Raw genomic sequence first — 23,573 nt, 5'->3', positions numbered from 1 at the left:
GAGGGAAAATCCCATTGTCAGGTTGAATCTGGGGCAATGGGATTTTTCGTTTTAAAGTTGGATTATGGTATAATAAAAGCAGAATGTAGGGGATTTTATACTCTTCGAAAATCAAAATTATCCGTTGTCAACTAGCCTTGATGAACTCCAGTTCTGTCTTCGGCTTCGTTTCTCAGGCTACTTTTGGTTTTTCATTGAGTATTAACTTTGCAATGCAGTAGAAAGACAATGGAAGAATAATGAAGTTCGGATTATGATACAGAAAAAATCGGGAAAAACTACAAAGAAAAAAAAGAAAAGTAATATCCCCTTTTACTTGGTATTTTTGATTGGATTTGGGATTTTACTTTATCCTCATGTTTCTAATTTTTATTATCGATATGAGTCGGATCAGCTGACTAATTCTTTCGACCAAGAAAAGAAGACCTTAGCTTCTGAGGAGGTTAAGGAACGAATAGATTTGGCTCAAGCTTTTAATGAGAGTTTGAACAATGTGGTTTCGGAGGATCCGTATACCAAATCACGACATGAAGCTGGACGGGTAGAGTATGCACGGATGCTGGAATTGCATGAAAAGATAGGTTATGTTGAAATTCCAAAAATTGAGGTCAAGCTTCCTGTTTATGCAGGAACTTCTGAGACCGTTCTTCAAAAAGGTGTAGGGCATTTGGAAGGAACATCCTTACCGATTGGGGGGAGCGATACCCATACTGTCTTAACGGCTCATACAGGTTTACCCAAAGCTCGGTTATTCACAGACTTAACGAAGGTAAAAATCGGTGATACTTTCTACATTCACAATATCGTAGAAACATTAGCGTATGAAGTAGATCAAATAGTGGTTGCTGAACCAACTCAATTTGAGGAATTGCTGGTCAAGCCTGGGCAGGACTATGCAACCTTGCTAACCTGTACGCCTTACATGGTGAATACGCACCGTTTATTGGTACGCGGTCATCGTATTCCTTATGTTGCAGAAGAGCATCTTAAAGCGTCTGAAAATGCAGAGAAGCGTATTCTTATTCGTTATCTTCTTTATGCGCTCGGAATGTTTGTCGGTATTTTACTGATTTTCTTATTAACAAAAAGGCGGAAAAATAAAAAGAAAGTGACGAGTAATGATGAAACGTTCACAACTTAGAAAGGGAATATCTAAACAGTCCATACTCTTGAAGCTTTTATTTCTCTTTGGTTTAGTAGTGACGCTATATCCGTGGATTTCTCAATATTATTATCGTTATGACTCTGATTATAAAATCCAATCATTTTATGAACAAGCACAACAGTTACCGAGTGAAGAAGTTCTGAAAAGGTTGGAGCATGCTAGGGCCTACAACCAGACCTTGGAACCTCACAAATTGCAAGATCCTTACACAGAAGAAGAGAAGGCTGGGGTAGTGGAATACGCTCGTATGCTTGAGGTGAAGGAGAAAATTGGTTTTGTAGAAATTCCGAAAATCAACGAGAGAATTCCTATATACGCTGGGACAACTGAGGAAGTATTACAAAAAGGAGCGGGGCATTTGGAAGGTTCCTCCTTGCCAGTTGGTGGAGAAAGTACTCATACTGTGATTACGGCGCATCGTGGTCTTCCTAATGCTTCGCTATTTACCAATCTCGATCATTTAAAAGTCGGGGATCAATTCTACATTCATAATATAGCTGAGGTATTGGCTTATGAGGTGGACCAGATTTTAGTTGTTGAACCGAATAATTTTGATCCTGTTATAGTTCAAAACGGAAAAGACTATGCAACCTTGCTAACCTGTACTCCTTATATGATTAACAGCCATCGTTTGTTGGTACGTGGACATCGCGTTCCTTATGAACCGAAAGTTGCAATCAAGCAAAAACCGGCATTCTTTTTGGATATGCTAACGCTATCCTACTTGGTAGCCCTATTAATCATAGTAGTGATTGTTATTATCCTCTATCTTCTCCGTAGGAAGAAGTATCAAAAGGGGGAAATGAAATGATGAAAAGAATAGGATATGTTTTCATATTGGTTGGTTTGTTGCTTCCTTTAGTGTTGCTGACAAATATGTCAGTGCAGGAGTTTCAAGTTTTCCAACAGTATCAGTATTATCGTAGGAATTCTAAATTCTTTTCGACAGAGCAACTCGAAGAAATTAAGGCTTATGGGGAACAGGTTAGTGGTGGTGACTTACCCACAGTTGATCCCTTTGCAGAAAAAAATGATTCAAATAGTACCGATGTGTTATCTTCTGAATTAATGGAAGGGGCAATTGGTTATTTGAGTATTCCAAAAATTGAAATTCGACAACCTATTTATGTTGGGGCAACCAGTGAACATTTAAATGATGGAGTTGCTTCTGTTATAGGAACAGCTTTACCTATAGGTGGAATAGGTCGACGAAGTGTCATTGCCGGTCACCGTAGTTGGTACAATGATCTCAGATTTTTCCGACTGTCAGAGTTGAGAGAAGGCGATAAGATTTTTATTGAGGTTGGTGGGAGGACGCTGACGTATTTGGTAAAAAATACAGAAGTGATAAAAGCAACAGATTGGCAAAAGTTATTACCTGTTGAGAGTCAGGATATGGTAACCTTGTTGACATGTGATCCACTAGTTCCTCCTTTTGATTATCGCTTGTTAGTCAACGCTTATCGCGAATCAGATGTAATAGAGGAAGCTGATGAAGTGAGTCAGACCAGTCAACGTGAAATAAAGCAGTTTCAGCAATATTCATTCAGTCTTGTATTTTACCTGACGATATTTGGTTGGGTCTTGTTGCTTTATATCCTTTACCGTTTTATTAGAACCTATATTTGGTAGGATGAAGGGTGTTTTTGGCGTATGCAGAGGTCAAAAGAGGGTTGAAACAAAGATAGGCTTCCTCCTAGTGAGCATGAATTTATACTTTTCGAAAATCAAAAGCAGACATTGTTAACTTGATTTGATGAACTTCGGTTCTATCTGCATCTGCGTCGCCTAGTCTGATTTTTATTTTCATTGAGTATTAACGAAAATTGGTTAAGAAATTAGTCCAAAACAATGGGAGCAAAAGAAAAACACAGACAGCTTAGCTGGATTTCATCAAAATCAGCTTGAGTCTATCTGTGTTTTTTTATTGAGTGCAAAAGGGTATTGGTATAGTGACAAGTCGTACGAACGCCTCTTTATACTCTTCGAAAAACAAAATTATCCGTTGTCAACTTGCCTTGATGAACTCCAGTTCTATCTTCGACTTCGTTTCCTAGGCTACTTTTGATTTTCATTGAGTATTAAGAGGTTCGTGACGAGTCAAAAGCAATGAGGCTTGAACAAGGGCTAGTTTTTGCTCAGTCTCGTCTATTTTAATGTTCTTTTTTCTTAGTCCATGCGCCGACAAAACCAATCAAAGTGAGACCGAGCAGACTAAGCATAGAAGTAGCTTCTCCTGTTGCAGGGAGTGTCTTGGTGCTCGCTTGTGAATGTGGACTAGCCAATTTATGTTGTGGAGCAGGAGCAGGTGGATTTACCGCTGGAAGAGTAATTCGTTGACCAGATTCGAGTACAATATCTTGACCTGTGTTACCTTGATCTGACTGCTGTTCATCTGGAGTCACTACTTTAGATTCAGTGTAGACAAATTTGAATTCGCCAAATCCTTCGCTGGCAGTTGAAGCCTGTAGGTAGACAATACATTCTTGGTCAGTAACTAGAGATTTCGCACGGTCTGCTGTCAAGAAGCGGAGGTCGAGTCCCTTGATACTATCTGTAAAGGTCCAGTTATTGTCTGCTGTAGGATTGATAACTTTCTCAGCGATAATATAATTGATGATGGCTTGGCGGTTTTCCAGGTTCAACAATCGGTTGATAGAAGCTTCGCGGACCCCAGGGAAAGTACCGTTTGCACGGTAGTTGTTGGTCACCACGATGAATTCTTGATCAGCTGTCACATCTTGCCCATTGTATTGCAGATTCCGAACTCTGCTGGCAGTTTCGTTGACTATCTTACCATCACGATCGTATTTATTTGGTTGCGTAATATCGTACTGATAAGTTACTCCGTCAATAACGTCAAAATTGTAAGTGCGGAAATCTGTGTTGACTAGGTTTTGTGGCTCTGTTGAGCTTAGGTCAACTTGGTTGAATTGCCCTGCGGACATTTCCAACCATTCTTTGAGTTGGGCACCGTTGACTTTTAAGATGGCTACAACGTTGTCGTAGAGGTAAAGGTCTGCTACGTTCTTGATGGCGATTGGGCCAGCAGGAATGTCTGTATAGGCTGAAGCATCGCCTCGAGTACCAGCCTTAAATGGTGCAGCCGCAGATAGGATTGGTAGATTAGCTTCTGAAGTACCCGCCAACTGTTGTTTTGCATACCAAATCTGTGCATTGTTAACAATCTGTACAGATGGATCATCTTGAACAAGGGCAAAGAAGCTGTTGATTGGAGCAGTTGTTTCACCGACTTGTTGACGAACATATTTGATGGTTTCGTTATGGGCTTCTTTAGCAAGGTCGATGATGCGACCATCTGCTACAGATGATTTTGTATCGATTTTACGAATAGCCGCTTTGCTAGAAGTAGTTGTCCATTTGCCATCTTTAAAGACCAGATTGAGGTCGATGACGCCGAGGTGATCACCGTATTTACCCGCCATGGTGACAGGAGTACCGTTGATTTTACCATTTGTATCATCTACGCCAGAGTATTTAGCATAGAAGCTTGGTTTTTCGGCAGTTCCTGGGAATTCTGCGTGGGAGTGACCTGTGATAACCGCATCAACTCCTGACAGGCTGGCGATTTGGTAACCGACATTTTCTTCGCCGACTTCATATTGGTCATCGCCGATACCTGAGTGGGAAAGGACCAGAACGATGTCTGCGCCATTTTCTCGCATGGTTGGGATAATATCGCGAACGGCTTCAACTGCATCACGAACAATCACTTTTCCTTCTAGATAAGCTTTGTCCCAGTTGAGAATTTGAGGGGGAACAATCCCTGTAACACCGACATTTAGTGTAACCTTTTTACCCTCGGTGTCTGTGAATGTCTTTTTCACAATGGTATAAGGGGTGTAGAGAAAGTCTTTCGTAGTCGGATCGAGGACATTGGCGTTGACTAGAGGCATGTTGGCTGTACGAATTACTTTTTCGAGGTAGGCAAGGCCGTAGTTAAATTCGTGGTTGCCAAGTGTGCCGACGTCAAATCCCAGAGTCTCTAAGGCGGCGTACATAGGATGTTGTTCACCTTCTTCAATAGGATCAACGATAGACTTGTAATTTCCAAGAGGAGTACCTTGAATGGTGTCTCCATTATCTACCAATACGACATTTGGATTTTCTTTTTTTGCTTCTTCGATAAGAACAGCTGTTTTTGCTAGACCCAGTGTCTCTACAGGTTTATCTTGGTAATAGTCATAGTTGACCAAGTTCGTATGGAGGTCAGTTGTTGCGAGAATGCGAACATCAACAGTTTGTCCTTCAACAGGCTGACTAGTTTCAGTTGCAGCAGGAGTGACCGTGCGTGCTTCTGAAGTAGTTGTGTCAGTTGTCTCGCTTGTAGGATCACTAGTTTCAGCTGTCTCGGAAGAGCTTGGATTTTCAGCTTCGGTAGTGGCTGGAACCGGAGATTCTGTATTATCAGCTTCCTCTGTGGTGTCAGATTCAACTGGTACAGCCTGACTTGCTTCTGTTGAAGAAGCTGGAGTTGTGTTGAGAATCTCTTCGGCTTGAGCTAATTTTGGATTGCTTGCAGCTAAGAGAGCTAGTGTGAGTGCTACGGCACACTTACTGAAACGAAAATTCATAAGAATCCTCCATTTTCTTTTTGTAATAATCTTCTACAATCATTATACAGCTAAGAAATGCAAAATTCAAGACTAATTCTGAACGTTCGTTTGAAAAACGAGTGAAAATAACAAGAAAACGAAAGAAAACAAGAACGTTCACCGAATCTGAACTTGGTTTGGATTGTTTGTAATTAGTAGTCTTATGTTAGATTCCTTTTTCTTTTTTCGTGAAAATGGTAGAATAGTAGGAAATATAAGAGGAAGAGTAGAGATATGAAAGAAATTAACTACACTGGGGAGGAAGTGGTTGCTTTGACAGCCACCTATTTACCGGAAGAAGATGTTATATTTGTCAAGAAAGCTTTGGATTTTGCGACAGAGGCACACAAGTCACAATTTCGTAAATCGGGCGAGCCCTATATTGTACACCCGATCCAGGTAGCAGGTATTTTAGCAGGACTCAAGCTGGATGCTGTGACGGTTGCCTGTGGTTTCTTACATGATGTGGTTGAAGATACGGATGTAACTTTGGATGATATGGAGGCTGAATTTGGTCCAGAGGTTCGCCATATTGTCGGCGGTGTGACCAAACTGGGTAAGGTTGAGTATAAGTCTCATGAGGAGCAGTTGGCTGAAAACCACCGAAATATGCTGATAGCCATGTCCCAAGACATGCGGGTCATTCTGGTTAAACTGGCAGACCGCCTTCACAACATGCGGACTCTTAAGCACTTGCGCAAGGACAAGCAGGAACGTATTTCACGTGAAACAATGGAAATCTATGCACCGCTTGCCCACCGTCTAGGTATTTCTTCTATCAAGTGGGAATTGGAAGACATGTCTTTCCGCTATCTCAATGAAATTGAATTCTACAAGATTACTCGAATGATGAGTGAGAAGCGTCGTGAACGGGAAGAGTTGGTCAATGAAGTTGTTGAGAAGCTAAGAGATTATACAGAAGAGCGCCATCTACATGGTCAGATTTACGGTAGACCCAAGCATATTTACTCTATCTATCGCAAAATGCACGATAAGAAAAAGCGGTTTGATCAACTATATGACTTGATTGCCATTCGTTGTATCATGGATACTCCGAGCGATGTCTATGCTATGTTAGGGTATATTCATGAATTGTGGAAACCTATGCCAGGTCGCTTCAAGGACTACATTGCCAACCAAAAAGCTAACGGCTACCAGTCTATTCATACCACGGTTTACGGACCGAGAGGTCCAATCGAGTTCCAAATTCGGACCATGGAAATGCACCAGGTTGCAGAGTACGGGGTTGCGGCTCACTGGGCCTACAAGCGTGGTGGCAAGGCAACTGCTAGTGAAAAAGAGTTGCGCTGGATTAACAACCTGATTGAACTCCAAGAAGGGGCTGGGGATGCGCAAACCTTTGTAAATTCTGTCAAGGACGATATTTTTACAGAGCGTATTTACGTTTTCACGCCAGATGGTGCAGTGCGTGAGTTGCCTAAGGACTCCGTACCGATTGACTTCGCCTATGAGATTCATACCAAGGTCGGCGAGCGGGCGACAGGTGCCAAGGTCAACGGCCGTATGGTGCCTCTGACGACCAAGCTCAAGACAGGCGATCAGGTGGAAATCATCACCTCTGCCAACTCTTTCGGTCCAAGTCGTGACTGGGTCAACTTGGTTAAAACTCACAAGGCTCGCAATAAAATCAAGCAGTTCTTCAAGAATCAGGACAAGGAATTGTCTGTTTCAAAAGGGCGTGAGATGCTTCAGAACCTACTCCAAGAAAATGGCTACGTTCCCAACCAATACCTGGACCGTCGCCACATGGATGAGGTCCTGCAAAAGACCAGCTATAAGACCGACGAATCCCTTTTTGCGGCAGTTGGTTTTAGAGAAGTTTCTGCCATATCAATCTTTAACCGTCTGACAGAGAAAGAACGTCGCGAAGCTGAGCGGGCTAAGGCCAAAGCTGTCGCGGATGAATTGGTCAACGGTGGCGAAGTCAAACACGACAACAAAGATAGTCTGAAAATCCGTCACGAAGGTGGCGTGGTCATTGAAGGAGCGTCAGGCTTGCTGATACGGATTGCCAAATGTTGTAACCCAGTACCTGGCGATGAAATTGTCGGCTACATCACCAAGGGGCGTGGGGTAGCGGTCCACCGTGTGGACTGTATGAACCTCAAGAGTCAAGAAAACTACGATGTTCGCTTGATTGATGTGGACTGGGAGGATGAGAATTCGACCAAGGAATACATGGCAAACATTGACATTTACGGTCTCAACCGCTCAGGTCTTCTCAACGATGTCCTCAAGGTTTTGACCAATGCCAGCAAGAATATTTCGTCAGTCAATGCCCAGCCAACCAAGGATATGAAGTTTGCGACCATCCACGTTTCCTTTGGCATTTCTAACCTGGCAACCTTGACCAGTCTGGTGGACAAGATCAAGTCGGTGCCAGAAGTTTACTCAGTGAAAAGGACCAACGGATAAGATGAAAATTGTATTACAACGTGTATCACAGGCTAGTGTGACCATCGAAGGAAGTATCCATGGGCAAATTGAACAAGGGCTTTTGCTCCTAGTCGGTGTGGGGCCAGATGACAGCCAGGAAGACCTGGACTATGCTGTTCGTAAAATTGTCAATATGCGGATTTTTTCAGATGAGGCAGGCAAGATGAACAAGTCTGTTCAAGATGTGGCGGGCAAGATTTTATCCATTTCCCAATTTACGCTTTTTGCGGATACAAAAAAAGGCAATCGCCCTGCCTTTACAGGAGCGGCAGCTCCTGCCCTAGCCAGCCAACTCTATGATGCTTTTAACCAGGCCTTGTCAGCCTTTGTGCCTGTTGAAGTGGGCGTTTTTGGGGCGGATATGGCGGTTAGCCTGGTCAATGATGGGCCGGTGACCATTGTTTTGGATACGAAAAATAAGTAAAACTTTTGGCAATGGTATGTACTCTATTTGTGTATTTTGATATACTAATATTGAAAAATAGGTATGGAGGATGCTATGAAAAAATTGCTCACAAATCATTTCTTTTATTTGACGATTGCCTTTCTTTTGATTTTGGTGATTTACTTTAGTGGAATAGATAAACGTTGGATTATTTTGGCAAGTTTTCTTTACTTCATTCCATCGCAGATTTTATACCGTCGTCGCCTAAGAGAGCGACTCCAAGAAGACCAGCCCAAGTAGGCTGGTTTTTTGATGTGTAAATTGGACTACAATTCTTTATTAACTGTGCTATAATAGTTTTTGCAGAAAAGTAAAGACGGTGGCTCTAATTTCTGAAAGGTAGGTGGTGTCTATGGGCAAATCATCAAAATCTAACAGAAAGGAGAAGCTATCTTTGTCAACCTTTGAGGTCTTAACACTCATGTTTGTAGCTGGTAACTTTGTTATCGCTCTCGTGATGTTAGTACTTGAATTGGTGAAAACGACAAAAAAAATAACCGTCTATAACTTTGGCGAGTTCACGGTTATTTTTTAATAATTTATAACAAGCCACCGTCTTAAACGGTTCTGCAAGGGGTAGTTGTTTCCAGCAACTACCTTTTCCTATGTTTATTATACATTGGCAGGTCTACCAAGTCAAGTTGGACACTTATCTTTTGTCTAAATATGCTATAATAATGATTATAACTTACAAAAAGTTTAGGAGATAGCAATGCTTAATATTTTTGTATTAGAAGATGATTTTTTTCAGCAGAGCAGGTTAGAAAATGCTATTAGGCAGTGTGTTGAAGAAACGTCAGTAAGGTATAAATTCCTAGAAGTTTTTGGTAAACCAAATCAATTATTGGAATCAATTGAGGAAGCAGGGAATCATCAATTTTTCTTTTTAGATATTGAAATAAAAGGAGAAGAAAAGAAAGGAATGGAAATCGCTAAAGAAATCCGGGCTCGAGATCCTTATGCTGTTATTGTCTTTGTAACAACTCACTCAGAATTTATGCCAGTAACATATCGTTATCAGGTTTCTGCTTTAGATTTTATAGATAAAGGCCTGGAGGATAGTGACTTTCAAAAGGCAGTATCAGATGTCTTAGTGCATGCTTTTGAAAATATTGATCATACTGTAGCTGAAAATTCTTTTGTATACAAAACTGAAACTGCTCATATTCAAGTTCCTTTTAGTGACATCCTTTATTTTGAAAATCATCAACGATTCATAAAGTCATTTTAAAAACGAAAACAGGTCAGACAGAGTTTTACGGGAAAGTATCGGATATAGCGAAAGCTGATGAAAGACTTTACCAGGCACATCGTTCTTGTGTAGTGAATCCATTAAATATTAGCGTGTTAATTACAGCAGTTTTATTTGCTTTTGTACATAGTTATGAAATTTCTTTGAGTTTCTGGTCGGCACTTTTTCCAGGATTTTTGTTTTCTTGGATTTACTATAAAACGAACCATCTCAAATATCCGATAGTGGCACATATCTTGTCGAACAGTATTGTGACCATTTTAAATGTTATAAGTGTTTAAAGGTGTGAACATTGTGAAAAACAATTGAGTAGGTTATAAATGACAATGGAAAGGAGAGAGAATATGAAAATAATAAAATCCATCGTTTTAGCAGTGGGTACCTTGCTGCTCACTTTGCTCATTCAATTTCCAGCTTATGTGGGGATAACAGCCTTTCAAGAGAATGTGCTACTAAAACTTGCAGTCATGATAGGGCTTGGTCTTCCAATATTGGCACTACTTTCTGTCATCAGACGAGGAATGATGAAGCATCAAGTCTTTTCAAGAGAGAAGCTGAATGTTTTAAAAATAGTCGGAATGACAGCACTGGTATTTACTGGACAAACTTGCCTGAACCTCTTTTGGCAGTATTTGGGTCTTAGCCTTAGTGATTCTAACGCCATGGATACAGTCAATCAGTTAAATTCGGACAATTTTGGGGTGATGGCTCTCTCAGTTGTCTTGTTTGCTCCAGTTTTAGAAGAATTTCTTTACAGAGGAATTTTGTTAGAAAAGACAGCCCAGTATTTTCCTAAGCATCCTCAAATGGTCATCGTATTTTCTGCCCTTCTATTTGCTTATTGTCATACCTGGAACTTTTCAGTGGCATTTTTAGGTCACTTTATCACAGGGGCTTATCTGGGCTATCTGTATATGTGCAATAGACGAATGACGGATACTATCCTTGCACATAGCTTCTATAATGCCTCCATTTTATTCCTCCAAATTTTATTTGGTTTGGTGCAGATTGGTGGATAAAAATTGACAGTAGACATTTTGTGGAAATGCCTGTATACTGAGAGGAAGTTGGCAATTTTATAATTGCTAACTATCAAGTGCAGAGGTGGGCAGAAATATGAGAAAATTTTTTCAAGACCTTAATCAAGAGTATCTGGAAACCAGAAGTTCAGTTGGAGAAGATTGGCTGGAGTGGATTATCCAGAGAAAGATGACCTGGGGTATGCGGTGGGGGTTGGTAGGGATTCTCATGTTTGTCTTGCAGCCTTTAACCTATAACCCTCATTTTCTATTGGGCTGTTTTTATATAGGTTTCCTACTTTGGTTGGTGTATGTATGTGGGCAACTATTTTTTGCAGCCAGATCTATTTTCCGTAATTTGAAAAAGAGGTAACTATTTATTTTAGAAGAAAAAATCGCTCAGCTTGTTTAGGCTGGGCGATTGCTTTTTTCGATGAATAATTGTTGAGCGATGGCTGTTGGGACGGCGAGCTCTTTGTCCTTGTACTGGATGGTGATGGTCTGGGCAAACTGGTCGAAGGCTGTGACGGTTAGTAAATCACCGACAGCTAATTCATGTTGTTCCAAGTACTGAAGGAGTTGATAGAAGTCATGGATACGGACAAGCTGGTAGTTCCCTGTCTCAGTTAGCTGTGACAGCCGTGTCTGGTAGCGTTCGATGAGCGGTTGTCCTGCTTGAGGAATGCTTCCCCCGTGAGGACAAGTTTGAGGCTGTTCCAGTAGCAGGTCTAGGCGATTGATAAAGTGATCTGAAACGGTGTGTTCTAAAATCTCAGCCTCTTCATGTACTTCTTCTGGAGAGTAGCCAAGTTGCTCAACTAAGAATACCTCAATCAAGCGGTGTTTGCGATAGAGGCTGGCTACCATTTCAAGGGCAGTTTGACTGAGGAGATAACCTGCCTTGGCATCCTTAGAAATGAGCTCTTCGGCTACCATTTTTTTGAGCATTTCGGAAACGGCTGGTGCGGAGAAGGCCATCTTCTCTGCGATGAGTTTATTGGTAATTTTTTGGTCTAATTGACCCAGTTCATAAATACATTTTAGGTAATCTTCTTTGTTTGGTGTCATGAGAACTCGCTTTCTTCTGAAACTATTATATCAAAAAATTTAAAAATCAGTTGACAAAATGATTTTTTTAGATTAATCTAATTATATAGTTAGGTATGCTTAATAAAAATAAAAGGAGAACCTATATGAAGAAAATATTGTTCAGTTTTGCTCTGCTATTGTCCCTAATAGGGTTAGGAGCTTGTCGTCCATCGCAAACCACAGAAGGCTCTAGTAAGCCAAGAGTGGCTGTGACTACTTCCTTCCTCAATGACATGGTCTATCAGTTGGCGGGTGATGAGGTGGAACGTGATTTGCTGATTCCAGCAGGAGAAGACCCTCATTTGTATGTAGCCAAATCTAGTGATTTATCAAAATTACAAAAGGCTGACCTTGTTCTCTATCACGGTTTGCACTTTGAAGGTAAAATGGTTGAAGCTTTGGAGAAGACCGGAGTAGCTGTTTCTAAAAACTTTAATGCAAAAGACTTGAATACGATGGATGAGGATGGAGAAGAGATTGTCGATCCGCACTTCTGGTTTTCAATTCCCTTGTACAAGTCAGCTGTAGCTGTAGCTTCAGAGGAACTACAAAAACTCTTACCTGCTAAAGCTGAGATGATTCAGAAAAATACAGAAAAATACCAAGCGCAGCTAGATGATTTGCATGCCTGGGTAGAAAAAGAATTAAGTGTGATTCCAAAAGAAAGTCGCTATTTGGTAACACCACATGATGCCTTTAATTACTTTGCTGCTAGTTATGACTTCACTCTTTATGCTCCTCAAGGCGTGAGCACCGACTCAGAAGTGGCTAACAGTGACATGATTGAGACAGTTAACCTAATCATCGACCATAATATCAAGGCTATCTTTACAGAGTCTACAACCAATCCAGAACGCATGAAGAAATTGCAAGAGGCAGTAAAAGCCAAAGGTGGTCAGGTTGAAGTTGTTACTGGCGAAGGTAAAGAGTTGTTCTCAGATTCCTTGGCACCAGAAGGCGAGGAAGGGGATACCTTTATCGACATGTACAAACATAATGTTAAACTGATGGTTAAATATCTGAAATAGTACAGGTCGAACGGACTTGCTATTCAATGAAGACTAGAGATATTACCAAAGATAGAGTTGATAGGTACCAATATGAGGGACAATCAATTGTTTCGAGCACAAGCGGTATAGGGCTCTTTCTATTGGAGGTGGTAACGCTTGGGGGAGGATAGGCGTTAGTAGCAAATCACACCAGTTATTGAGGTCCTTGACTAGAAATACCGCTTGTAGACCTCGATGATCTTGGTTTACAGCGGGACTTTATATATCAGTAGTCTGTGCGTGAATAGAGATTTCAAATGAGTAGTAAAAAGGACTCGGTCTAGGTTGAGTTCTTTCCGTTTTTGGACCATTTTTAACAGATTTATAAACATACGATTGAAGGAAGCATTGGTGCTCTGCGAAAATCAAATTCATGTACTGATGTGTTGAAATAAGCGATGTATAGGGTTTGCCAGCAATTTGTTGGTACGGTATCTTAATCTTATCGACTTTCTCAGCTTGGTAGGTTGGTCTGGTTTTGATTTTCATTGAGTATGAATGAGGCATATCATTTTTAAAAATAGGAGGAAATATGTCAGCAATCATTGAATTAAAAGATGTCAATTTAGCATATACAGCCAGCCAGACCATGGCTTTAGAAGATGTCAATTTGGTGATTCCCAGAGGGAGTCGGACGGCTATTGTTGGACCAAATGGTGCTGGGAAGTCCAGTCTATTCAAGGTCATTTTGGGGTTGGAAAAACCTGACACAGGGCAGGTTCGCTTGCTTGGTCAGGAGGCAGGTCTAGAGAGGTTGATTGCTCAAAAAGTAGCCTATATTCCCCAATCCAGTCAAGTAAATTGGCAATTTCCTGCAACAGTCTTTGAAATTGTTCTGATGGGACGCTTCGCTCATAGTAAGGGAATGTTTAGAAGACCGACTAAGGCTGATAGACAGATTGTTGAGCAGGCTCTAGAACGGTTAAAAATTGCGGATTTACGCCATCGTCAGATTGATCAGCTTTCAGGTGGGCAGCGTCAGCGGGTATTTTTAGCGAGAGCCCTGGCACAGGAAGCAGAATTGTATCTTATGGATGAGCCTCTAGCAGGGATTGATCAGGCAACAGAAATCATGATCATGGATATGCTCAAGGAGTTCCAATGTGAAGGGAAAACTTCCATTGTCATTCATCATGACTTAACGACGCTGGATGCCTACTTTGATCACCTTGTCTGGCTTCATAAGCATGTGATTGACTCTGGTCCGATGGATGAGACTTTGACAAGCGAGAATTATCAGGCGACCTACGGCATAGGAAATGGGTTGTTTCTAGGAAATGCCAAAGGAGGCAGTCATGTTTGAGGTTTTCAAAGAGTATTCTTTCTGGACAGTTGCTTTAGGGACCGTCAGCCTAGCTGTAGCAGCCAGCACTATCGGAAGTATATCTGTTCTTACTAAACAGAGTTTGCTTGGGGATGCTCTTGGGCATGCTTCTTATCCTGGAGTGATTGTCTCTTTCATGATTTTTCAGTCGCGACATCCTCTCTACTTGCTGTTAGGAGCAGTGTTGTCAGGTTACCTTTCTTATGCACTTGTCCATTGGCTGCGTCGAAAAGGAGGTCACAGCCTAGTCAATGCCCTTTCATTGGTGTCTGCTTCTTTCTTTGGTTTGGGAATGGTCTTGAAAAATGCTATTCAGGGAAATGAAGCCTTTGCAGGGGCTTCCCAGGCTGGATTGCAAACCTATCTATTTGGACAGGCAGCCTTTATTCAGCTGGATGATGTGATACTCATCGGAATTATTTCTCTATTGGCTTTGGCATTGTTTGCTTTCTTTTATCAAGACTATAAGCTATATCTGTTTGATCAAACTTTTGCAAGGGTTATTGGTGTTCGTGTAAAGTACTTGCAGCAGTTGACGATGTTTTTGATGATTTGCCTAATTGCAGTAGGATTAAAGTTAGTCGGAGCTATTTTGATGAGTAGTTTTTTGATTGCACCAGCTGTCTTTGGCTTGATGCTGGGAAAATCGTATCACAAGAGTCTATTACTGGCAGGAATCGTTGCAATTGGGTCGGCTTTCGTAGGGACCTGGATTAGCTCCAGTGTATCTGGTTTGTCGACCGGACCGACTATTATCGTCTGTCTGACAGGTCTGACCCTGTCTGCATTTGTGTATATTACCTATGTCAGAAAGGAGAATGGTCGTGTTTGAAGTATTACTCATTTTGATGGTTATTGCTAGTTCTTGTGGCTTGCTCGGCTCGATACTGGTTGTAAAAAATCAATCAATGCTGGCAGATGCGCTATCGCATTCTGTTTTGCTTGGGATTGTTCTGGGATTTTTTATTAGTCATAGTTTGGATTCGCCATTGCTAATAGTTGGTGCCAGTCTGTTTGGGTTATTATCGGTTCTTGCCATTGACCGTCTGCATAGTCGAAAGATAGCGCATGATGCCGCAACAGGTCTAGTTTTTTCTTTCTTTTTTGCGGTGGCGGTTTTACTTATTTCTCTTTTTGCTCGCAATGTTCACTTGGATGTGGATCTGGTTTTGCAGGGGGAAGTACTTTTTGCTCCGCTCCATCGTATGGATGTTCTAGCCTGGTCACTCCCTGTTAGTCTGGTCAAGTCGAGTTTGGCTTGGTTGGTTATTGTTCTATTTTTTGCGTGGGCTTACCATCGTTTACAAGTGTACCTATTTGACAGCAACCATGCTCGTTTGTCTGGCTTACGAACAAGGATTTTAGAAATGGTTATTTTGATTCTAGTTTCCTTAACTACTGTTCTGGCCTTTGAAGCGATTGGTTCGATGACTGTTATTGTTTTCTTGGTGGCACCAAGTATGGCTGCCCTATGTTGGGTCAAATCCTTTTGGCAATTGCTTCTTTTAGGGCAAGGTATCGCTATTCTAACGGTTGTGCTAGGTTTTTTAGTGGCCAATCAACTGGATTTAACCATGTCAGGGACCTGTGCCGTTGTCAGCCTTCTTGTGGTTTGTTCGAGTATTATTCTAAAAAATACTTGGTCACGGTCATCTGATAAGTGAAATTGTCAGAATTTTTTGTTATTATAGTCATTAAGAAAGACAAAGGAGAAAATCAATGATACGTTTACAAGATGATTTTTACGAATACGTCAATGGTGAATGGGCAAAAACAGCCGTGATTCCAGATGATAAGCCAAGAACAGGTGGTTTCACGGACTTGGCGGATGAGATTGAAAAGCTCATGATTGACACGACAAACGCTTGGTTGGCGGGAGAAGATGTCCCAGAAGATAGCGTTTTGCAAAACTTTGTGGCTTTTCACAAACAAGTAGCTGACTATGAAATCCGTGACCGTTTGGGTGCAGAACCTGCCCAGGCCTTGATTGCAGAGTACAAGGCTCTCAACTCTTTCGAAGAATTTACCAGCAAGCTGGCAGAATATGAGTTGGCAGGCAAGCCAAACCTCATGCCTTTCGGTGTGGCACCTGACTTTATGGACGCGACCACCAATGTCCTCTGGGCAGATTCTCTAGGCATTATCCTGCCAGATACGACCTACTATGAAGAAGGGCATGAAAAAGGAGCAGAGTTGCTCAAAACGTGGAGAGAGAGCCAAGAAGCCCTCTTACCTAAGTTTGGTTTCAGTGATGAGGAAATCAAGGACCTCTTGGACAAGCGTTTGGAACTAGATGCCACGATTGCCAAGTATGTTCTGTCAAATGAAGAGGGTTCTGAGTATGCAAAACTCTATCACCCCTACGAGTGGGCAGATTTTACTGCCTTGGCACCAGAGTTGCCTTTGGATGATTTCTTCACAGCGATTTTAGGTCAAACGCCAGACAAGATTATCGTGCCTGAGGAACGTTTCTGGCAGGCTGCAAAGGACATTTACTGTGCGGATAATTGGGAGCTTTTGAAGGCGACCTTGATCTTGAAAGCGGCAGGAGCTTATACAGCCTTCCTGTCGGATGAAATCCGTATTCTAGCAGGAGCCTACAGCCGTGCTCTTTCTGGTACACCGCAGGCGCAAAACCAAGAAAAAGCAGCCTACAACTTGGCACAAGGCTACTTTAACCAAGCCCTCGGTCTTTGGTATGCAGGAGAAAAATTCTCACCAGAAGCCAAGGCCGATGTGGAAGCCAAAGTTGCCAAGATGATTGAGGTTTACAAATCTCGTTTGGAAACGGCAGACTGGTTGGCTCAGGAAACGCGTGACAAGGCCATTGTCAAACTCAATGTTATCAAGCCTTATATCGGTTACCCAGAAGCCTTGCCAGAGCGTTATTATAAGAAGCTTGTTGACCCAAGCAAGTCCTTGGTGGAAAATGCCATCGAACTAAACAAGATTGACATTGCTCATGGTTGGAGCAAGTGGAACAAGCCTGTGGACATTAAGGAATGGGGCATGCCAGCTCACATGGTCAACGCCTACTACAATCCACAGAAGAACTTGATTGTCTTCCCAGCGGCCATTTTGCAGGCGCCTTTCTACTCTCTGGAGCAGTCTTCATCAGCTAACTACGGCGGTATCGGTGCGGTTATTGCCCACGAGATTTCTCATGCCTTTGACTCAAACGGTGCTTCCTTTGATGAGCATGGTAGCCTTAATAACTGGTGGACAGAGGAAGACTATGCTGCCTTTGAAGCTCGTACTCAGCAGGTCATCGACCAGTTTGAGGGTCAGGATTCTTACGGTGCCAAAATCAATGGTAAATTGACCGTGTCAGAAAACATTGCCGACCTTGGTGGGATTGCGGCAGCCCTAGAAGCAGCCAAGTCAGAAGATGACTTCTCCGCAGAGGAATTCTTCACTAACTTTGCTCGCATCTGGCGAATGAAGGCTCGTCCTGAGTTCATGCAGATGTTGGCTAGTGTCGATGTCCATGCACCAGGTCACCTACGCACCAACATCCAGTTGCCAAACTTCGATGAATTCCATGAAACATTTGGCGTTCAAGAAGGCGACGGCATGTGGCGTGCCAAAGAAGACCGTGTGATTATTTGGTAAAAATGGGAAAACAGCTAGTGAAAACTGGCTGTTTTTGTCTTTCCCAATTCCCCCAAAACGTGATATAATAGTAAAGATAATTTATTGACATGGAGAAATGACATGAGCTTCTATAATCACAAGGAAATCGAGCCCAAATGGCAAGAATTTTGGGCAAAAAATCATACTTTTAAGACAGGAACAGATGCAGAAAAGCCAAACTTTTATGCCCTAGATATGTTCCCTTATCCGTCTGGTGCGGGCTTGCACGTTGGTCACCCTGAGGGCTATACGGCGACGGACATTCTCAGCCGTTACAAGCGTGCCCAAGGTTACAACGTTCTTCACCCAATGGGTTGGGATGCCTTTGGTCTGCCAGCTGAGCAATACGCTATGGATACAGGCAATGACCCAGCTGACTTTACGGCGGAAAATATTGCCAACTTCAAACGTCAGATTAACGCCCTTGGCTTTTCTTACGACTGGGACCGCGAGGTTAATACGACTGACCCTAACTACTACAAGTGGACTCAGTGGATTTTCACCAAATTGTATGAAAAAGGCCTAGCCTATGAGGCAGAAGTGCCTGTAAACTGGGTAGAAGAATTGGGAACAGCTATCGCCAACGAAGAGGTCCTTCCTGACGGAACGTCTGAACGTGGTGGTTATCCAGTTGTCCGCAAGCCAATGCGCCAATGGATGTTGAAAATAACGGCCTATGCAGAGCGTTTGCTTAATGACTTAGAAGAAGTTGATTGGCCAGAGTCTATCAAGGATATGCAACGCAACTGGATTGGCAAGTCTACGGGTGCCAATGTGACTTTCAAGATTAAGGACACAGATAAGGACTTCACAGTCTTTACTACCCGTCCTGACACCCTTTTCGGTGCGACCTACGCAGTCCTTGCCCCTGAGCATGACTTGGTAGATAGTATCACATCAGCTGAACAAGCAGAAGCTGTGGCAGAATACAAACGCCAAGCCTCTCTCAAATCAGACCTGGCTCGTACTGACCTGGCTAAAGACAAGACCGGTGTCTGGACAGGTGCTTATGCCATCAACCCTGTCAACGGTAAAGAAATTCCAATCTGGATTGCCGACTATGTACTGGCAAGCTACGGAACAGGTGCTATCATGGCCGTTCCTGCTCATGACGAGCGTGACTGGGAATTTGCCAAACAGTTTGGTTTGGACATTATTCCAGTTCTGGAAGGTGGCAATGTAGAAGAAGCTCCTTACACAGAGGACGGTGCCCACATCAATTCTGATTTCCTAGATGGTCTTAACAAGGAAGAAGCTATTGCCAAAATGGTAGCTTGGTTGGAAGAAAACGGTGTCGGTCAGGAGAAGATTTCTTACCGCCTCCGCGACTGGCTCTTCAGCCGCCAGCGTTATTGGGGTGAGCCAATTCCAATCATCCACTGGGAAGATGGAACTTCCACAGCCGTACCAGAAAATGAGTTACCTTTGGTATTGCCAAAAACCTCAGACATCAAGCCTTCAGGTACAGGGGAGTCACCTCTTGCTAACTTGACAGACTGGTTGGAAGTGGTGCGTGAAGACGGTGTTAAAGGTCGCCGTGAAACCAACACTATGCCACAATGGGCGGGTTCTAGCTGGTACTACCTCCGCTATATCGACCCGCACAATGATGAGAAATTGGCAGACGAGGATCTTCTCAAAGCTTGGTTGCCAGTGGACATCTACATCGGTGGTGCTGAGCACGCAGTCCTTCACCTGCTCTACGCTCGCTTCTGGCACAAGTTCCTTTACGACCTTGGCGTTGTGCCGACCAAAGAGCCATTCCAAAAACTCTTTAACCAAGGGATGATTTTGGGAACTAGCTACCGCGACAGCCGTGGTGCCCTTGTAGCGACAGATAAAGTTGAAAAACGCGATGGGTCCTTCTTCCACATGGAAACTGGTGAAGAGTTGGAGCAGGCACCTGCTAAGATGTCTAAGTCTCTTAAAAACGTGGTTAACCCAGATGATGTGGTCGAGCAATTCGGTGCGGACACTCTCCGTGTTTATGAAATGTTCATGGGTCCACTTGATGCGTCAATCGCTTGGTCAGAAGAAGGTCTCGAAGGCAGCCGTAAGTTCCTTGACCGTGTCTATCGCCTCTTAACCACTAAGGAGCTTGTGGCGGAAAATAGCGGAGCGCTTGATAAAGTTTACAATGAAACTGTGAAGACGGTGACAGAGCATATTGAAGACCTGAAATTCAACACAGCTATCGCCCAGCTCATGATTTTTGTCAACGCAGCCAACAAGGAAGACAAGCTTTATGTTGACTACGCCAAAGGTTTTGTCCAATTGATCGCCCCATTTGCACCACACTTGGCAGAAGAACTCTGGCAGGGTCTTGCAAATACAGGCCAGTCAATCAGCTATGTCGCATGGCCAACATATGACGAAAGCAAGCTGGTAGAAAGCGAAGTGGAAATCGTTGTCCAAATCAAAGGCAAGGTAAAAGCTCGCTTGACCGTAGCCAAAGACTTAGCACCAGCTGAACTTGAAAAAGTTGCCCTTGCAGATGAAAAAGTCCAAGCTGAAATAGCTGGTCAAACAGTGGTGAAGGTGATTAGTGTTCCGAATAAACTAGTTAATATTGTTGTGAAATAAATGTAAATAATAAGAAAACGACTTCCGTATTGGAGGTCGTTTTTGTATTTTCTAGAATGATCATGTTGTCTTAATTTCCGTTGTGATACGGAAAAAGAGGGTCTGTGTATCCGTTTACAATAGATGTTCACTGAAATATAATAAGAATATAAAAGAAGATGAGGGAGGGAAAGCGTGTTGAAAACTCTTAAATTAGTGACAATTGGTGGAGGCTCAAGTTACACTCCAGAATTGGTTGAAGGTATGATTCTTCGTGCACATCAATTACCCATTCGAGAATGGTGGTTTGTTGATGTTGAACAAGGCGCAAAAAAACAGGAGATCGTAGTTGAGTTAGCACGGCGAATGGTCGCAAAAGCAGGCCTGGACTGGAAGATAGAGTCGACCTTAGACAGAAGAGAAGCATTGATAGAGGCTGATTTTGTAACGTCTCAGTTCCGAGTTGGCCAACTACCTGCAAGATACTTAGATGAGACCATTCCCTTGAGTTATGGGATGCTGGGGCAAGAGACCAATGGGGCTGGAGGAATCTTTAAAGCATTTAGGACCATTGAAGCATATAAAGGGATTATCAAGGATATGAAGGACTTGTGTCCGAATGCTTGGTTGATTAATTTTACGAATCCTGCTGGTATCGTAACGGAAGCCATTGCTAATGAACTCCACTGGAAGAAAGTTATTGGTTTGTGTAATATCCCTATTGGTCAAAAGAAACTTGCTGCTCAGATTTTAGGCCAATCAGAAGGAGACCTAAGTACGCGCCATATTGGGTTAAATCATTTTCACTTTCATGAAGTTTGGGATAAGTATGGGGAAAATCGTACGCAAGTAATCTTAGAAACATTGTATGGGGATTTGAGAGAGGAGATGCCAGAAGCAGTCAAAAATATTACTAATCTAGAGTTTCCTATTCAATTGCTTCGGACGATTGGAATGTTGCCATGTGATTACCATCGTTATTATTTTTTGGAACAAGAAATGTTAGAGGATGCTTTGGAACAGTATCGTCAGGGTAATGTACGAGCCAAGGTTGTTCAAGAAGTAGAGACAGAATTGTTTGAGCTTTACAAAGACCCACAATTGAAAGACAAACCAAAACAACTGGAACTACGTGGGGGTGCCTACTATAGTGATGTTGCCTGTCAAATTATTTGTGCTATCCATAATGATAGTAGAGAAGAATTGACCGTATCTACTGTAAATAGAGGAGTTATTCCCTATCTACCTGAAAATTGTGTGGTAGAAGTCACCTCGATTATCTCTGCGCAAGGAGCAACTCCACTAGCTTGTCCACCAACTCCGCCGATTGTAACCGGCTATTTACAACTGATGAAGCAAATGGAGCTTGTCACTGTTCAGGCAGCAATGACAGGTGATTATTCCCTGGCTTTACAAGCTTTTACACTCAACCCGCTTATTTCAAATGGACCACAAGCTGAAGTGCTATTACAAGATATGTTACTTGCACATGAGAACTATTTGCCACAATTCGCACCAGCTATACAGCACATAAAAGAGAGAAGGAACAATCAATGACTAAAGACAAGGTATTTTATCAATTTCCAACAAATTTTTTGTGGGGTTCTTCTACATCAGGACCTCAAAGTGAAGGAATCGAGCCAGGTGATGGAAAAGGACAGAACAACTGGGATTATTGGTATAGTATTGAGCCTGAACGATTTCATAACAAAATTGGCCCTAGTCAAACATCAACATTTTACAAACATTATGAAAAAGATATTGATTTACTAGTTGAAACTGGACACACTGTATTTCGGACTTCCATTCAATGGTCGCGTCTCATACCAACAGGTACTGGAGAAATTAATCAAGAGGCGGTGTCCTTCTATCGTTCGGTTTTTTCTTTGGTAAGAGCAAAGGGAATTCAGCTCTTTGTCAATCTTTATCACTTTGATCTTCCCTATTGTTTACAAGAAAAAGGTGGTTGGGAAAATAAGGAAATTGTTCGAGCCTATGAAGCATATGCACGTACATGTTTTGAATTGTTTGATGATTTAGTCGATCGTTGGATTACCTTTAATGAGCCGATTGTTCCAGTAGAGTGTGGTTATCTAGGAAATTATCATTATCCATGTAAGGTTGATGCAAAAGCGGCAGTTGCGGTGGCTTATCATACACAGTTGGCAAGTTCTTTAGCTGTAAAGGCATGCCATGAGGTAAATCCTCACAAAAAAATCGCTATTGTCTTGAATCTAACTCCTGCCTACCCTCGTAGTGAGCAAGCAGAGGATATAAAAGCAGCTCGAATTGCAGAATTGTTTCAAACAAAGAGCTTTCTAGATCCGTCTGTGTTAGGAGAATATCCCGATGACTTAGTCGAGCTGATTGATGCATATGGTCTAATGCCAGAGGTCAGCGATGAGGAATTAGCCATTATTAAGGAAAATCGTGTGGACTTCCTAGGGGTGAATTATTATCAACCCCTTCGGGTACAAGCTCCAACCAATAGTTGGAAAGAGGGAGAGCCTCTAACTCCGGAATATTTCTTTGCCCCATATGATATGCCAGGTAAAAAAATGAATCCGCATAGAGGTTGGGAGATTTATGAAAAAGGGATATACGATATTGCGATAAATATTAAGGAAAATTACCATAATATCGAATGGTTTGTAACAGAAAATGGTATGGGAGTTGAAGGAGAGCGCGCATTTAAAGACAATGGACTCATTCAAGATGATTACCGGATCGAATTTATCGAAGATCACTTAATTGAATTACATCGAGCTATCCAAGAAGGGGCGAATTGTAAAGGATACATGTTATGGACCTTTATTGATTGCTGGTCTTGGTTAAATGCATACAAGAATCGCTATGGATTAGTTGAACTGGATCTAGACACGCAAGAAAGAATTGTTAAGAAATCAGGCAAGTGGTTCAAGAAATTGAGCGATGCTAATGGTTTTCATCGCTAGGAGGGAAT

General features: G+C 42.3%; 20 protein-coding genes and 1 pseudogene. 19 read left to right on the top strand and 2 right to left on the bottom strand.

What is annotated here, in order from left to right:
- The first annotated feature begins 253 nt into the window (after positions 1–253).
- From YYK_RS09290 to YYK_RS09280, 3 genes are read left to right on the top strand one after another with little or no spacing between them, the layout of a single operon-like run.
- The gene (locus YYK_RS09290) at positions 254–1,141 is read left to right on the top strand and encodes a class C sortase (protein ID WP_012027975.1); all 888 of its coding nucleotides are present in this window, start codon (positions 254–256) and stop codon (positions 1,139–1,141) included.
- Complete coding sequence (locus tag YYK_RS09285) at positions 1,119–1,976, top strand: class C sortase (RefSeq protein ID WP_012027974.1); 858 nt, start codon at positions 1,119–1,121, stop codon at positions 1,974–1,976. The genes YYK_RS09290 and YYK_RS09285 overlap by 23 nt, the downstream gene beginning before the upstream one ends.
- Positions 1,973–2,797, top strand: a complete 825-nt coding sequence (locus YYK_RS09280; RefSeq protein ID WP_012027973.1) for a class C sortase — start codon at positions 1,973–1,975, stop codon at positions 2,795–2,797. The genes YYK_RS09285 and YYK_RS09280 overlap by 4 nt, the downstream gene beginning before the upstream one ends.
- A 521-nt stretch (positions 2,798–3,318) precedes the next feature.
- Here the strand turns inward: YYK_RS09280 and sntA are convergent.
- Positions 3,319–5,760 carry a heme-binding protein SntA gene (sntA, locus tag YYK_RS09275; RefSeq protein ID WP_012027972.1) on the bottom strand — a complete coding sequence of 814 codons (2,442 nt, stop codon included), beginning with the start codon at positions 5,758–5,760 and terminating at the stop codon, positions 3,319–3,321.
- A 255-nt stretch (positions 5,761–6,015) separates the two neighbouring features.
- Here sntA and YYK_RS09270 point away from each other — a divergent pair, with 255 nt between their 5' ends.
- The 8 genes and pseudogenes from YYK_RS09270 (at position 6,016) to YYK_RS09240 (ending at position 11,327) form a co-directional block, all read left to right on the top strand.
- Positions 6,016–8,217, top strand: a complete 2,202-nt coding sequence (locus YYK_RS09270; RefSeq protein ID WP_012028572.1) for a RelA/SpoT family protein — start codon at positions 6,016–6,018, stop codon at positions 8,215–8,217.
- Position 8,218: 1 nt separating this feature from the next.
- Entirely contained in the window at positions 8,219–8,662 is a 444-nt protein-coding gene (dtd, locus tag YYK_RS09265) for a D-aminoacyl-tRNA deacylase (protein WP_012027970.1), read from the top strand.
- Between the two features lie 75 nt (positions 8,663–8,737).
- Positions 8,738–8,923 (top strand): hypothetical protein, encoded by a 186-nt coding sequence (locus YYK_RS09260; protein WP_014636173.1) that lies wholly within the window; start codon positions 8,738–8,740, stop codon positions 8,921–8,923.
- A gap of 154 nt (positions 8,924–9,077) precedes the next feature.
- Positions 9,078–9,218: a putative holin-like toxin gene (locus YYK_RS09255; protein ID WP_014636172.1), complete on the top strand. Its 141-nt coding sequence runs from the start codon at positions 9,078–9,080 to the stop codon at positions 9,216–9,218.
- A gap of 177 nt (positions 9,219–9,395) precedes the next feature.
- Positions 9,396–10,027, top strand: a pseudogene (locus YYK_RS09250) (response regulator transcription factor); the annotation flags it as partial.
- Positions 10,007–10,216 (top strand): CPBP family glutamic-type intramembrane protease, encoded by a 210-nt coding sequence (locus YYK_RS10545; RefSeq protein ID WP_105202340.1) that lies wholly within the window; start codon positions 10,007–10,009, stop codon positions 10,214–10,216. The pseudogene YYK_RS09250 and the gene YYK_RS10545, both read left to right, overlap by 21 nt.
- Positions 10,217–10,279: 63 nt before the next feature.
- On the top strand, positions 10,280–10,954 hold the full coding sequence (locus tag YYK_RS09245; protein ID WP_012775389.1) for a CPBP family intramembrane glutamic endopeptidase: 675 nt from the start codon (positions 10,280–10,282) through the stop codon (positions 10,952–10,954).
- A gap of 97 nt (positions 10,955–11,051) precedes the next feature.
- Positions 11,052–11,327 carry a hypothetical protein gene (locus YYK_RS09240; protein ID WP_014636530.1) on the top strand — a complete coding sequence of 92 codons (276 nt, stop codon included), beginning with the start codon at positions 11,052–11,054 and terminating at the stop codon, positions 11,325–11,327.
- Positions 11,328–11,362: 35 nt separating this feature from the next.
- On the opposite strand, the gene YYK_RS09235 is transcribed toward YYK_RS09240, so the two are convergent.
- On the bottom strand, positions 11,363–12,022 hold the full coding sequence (locus tag YYK_RS09235) for a metal-dependent transcriptional regulator (RefSeq protein ID WP_012027964.1): 660 nt from the start codon (positions 12,020–12,022) through the stop codon (positions 11,363–11,365).
- Between the two features lie 125 nt (positions 12,023–12,147).
- Here YYK_RS09235 and YYK_RS09230 point away from each other — a divergent pair, with 125 nt between their 5' ends.
- The 8 genes from YYK_RS09230 (at position 12,148) to YYK_RS09190 (ending at position 23,565) form a co-directional block, all read left to right on the top strand.
- Complete coding sequence (locus YYK_RS09230; RefSeq protein WP_012775387.1) at positions 12,148–13,071, top strand: metal ABC transporter solute-binding protein, Zn/Mn family; 924 nt, start codon at positions 12,148–12,150, stop codon at positions 13,069–13,071.
- Positions 13,072–13,624: 553 nt separating this feature from the next.
- The gene (locus YYK_RS09220) at positions 13,625–14,395 is read left to right on the top strand and encodes a metal ABC transporter ATP-binding protein (protein WP_009910969.1); all 771 of its coding nucleotides are present in this window, start codon (positions 13,625–13,627) and stop codon (positions 14,393–14,395) included.
- Positions 14,388–15,248, top strand: coding sequence for a metal ABC transporter permease (locus YYK_RS09215; RefSeq protein ID WP_012775385.1), 861 nt, complete (start codon positions 14,388–14,390; stop codon positions 15,246–15,248). The genes YYK_RS09220 and YYK_RS09215 overlap by 8 nt, the downstream gene beginning before the upstream one ends.
- Positions 15,241–16,080 (top strand): metal ABC transporter permease, encoded by an 840-nt coding sequence (locus YYK_RS09210; protein ID WP_012775384.1) that lies wholly within the window; start codon positions 15,241–15,243, stop codon positions 16,078–16,080. The genes YYK_RS09215 and YYK_RS09210 overlap by 8 nt, the downstream gene beginning before the upstream one ends.
- Positions 16,081–16,135: 55 nt before the next feature.
- The gene (locus YYK_RS09205; protein ID WP_012027960.1) at positions 16,136–18,028 is read left to right on the top strand and encodes a metalloendopeptidase; all 1,893 of its coding nucleotides are present in this window, start codon (positions 16,136–16,138) and stop codon (positions 18,026–18,028) included.
- Positions 18,029–18,130: 102 nt separating this feature from the next.
- Positions 18,131–20,632 carry a leucine--tRNA ligase gene (gene leuS / locus YYK_RS09200; RefSeq protein ID WP_012775383.1) on the top strand — a complete coding sequence of 834 codons (2,502 nt, stop codon included), beginning with the start codon at positions 18,131–18,133 and terminating at the stop codon, positions 20,630–20,632.
- A 174-nt stretch (positions 20,633–20,806) separates the two neighbouring features.
- Positions 20,807–22,168, top strand: coding sequence for a 6-phospho-beta-glucosidase (locus YYK_RS09195; RefSeq protein ID WP_012028568.1), 1,362 nt, complete (start codon positions 20,807–20,809; stop codon positions 22,166–22,168).
- The gene (locus YYK_RS09190) at positions 22,165–23,565 is read left to right on the top strand and encodes a glycoside hydrolase family 1 protein (RefSeq protein ID WP_012027956.1); all 1,401 of its coding nucleotides are present in this window, start codon (positions 22,165–22,167) and stop codon (positions 23,563–23,565) included. The genes YYK_RS09195 and YYK_RS09190 overlap by 4 nt, the downstream gene beginning before the upstream one ends.
- The last annotated feature ends 8 nt before the right edge of the window (positions 23,566–23,573 follow it).

This window comes from Streptococcus suis S735 (assembly GCF_000294495.1).
In the GTDB taxonomy this organism is placed as follows: Bacteria; Bacillota; Bacilli; order Lactobacillales; family Streptococcaceae; genus Streptococcus; species Streptococcus suis.
This window is presented reverse-complemented; position numbering and strand designations above follow the sequence as displayed.